This window comes from Paenibacillus sp. 10L310, assembly GCF_056395745.1.
Genome location: NZ_JBFTKC010000078.1, coordinates 1 through 374, shown reverse-complemented (window position 1 = coordinate 374; position 374 = coordinate 1). Strand labels below are relative to the sequence as shown.

1 protein-coding gene is annotated in these 374 nt (G+C 44.1%); it reads right to left on the bottom strand.

What is annotated here, in order from left to right:
• The coding region (locus tag AC1DE7_RS31910) for a hypothetical protein (RefSeq protein WP_477535901.1) at positions 1-374 on the bottom strand (374 nt) is incomplete at both ends.

The window sequence follows — 374 nt, the reverse complement described above, 5'->3', positions numbered from 1 at the left end:
ATCTTAGTTACTGTAGTATCAGGTGCCACATAAGCTGCCACTGTTACTTCCTCCACGCTTCCTGCATTGTGACCTGTTTTAGCCGCATAACGTACTTCATAGGTTCCTGCAACCAATTCCGTGATTTCAGTTCCTGTCACTGCTGTCCAAGCATTATTAGAGTCTTTTAAGCGGTATTCCATCGCGTCTGTAACGCCTGTAATTTTACCGTCATTTCCTGCTGCAGTTACCGCTGTGGAATTCAATCCTTCTGGAGCTTTTTGATCTTGATTCTTCACTTCTACTGTATACTTCAAGGCTTCTCCCTGGGACTTAAATTCAGTGCCTTGTTGAGCCGTAAAGATTGTAATTGTATACGTCCCTACCACTGCGCT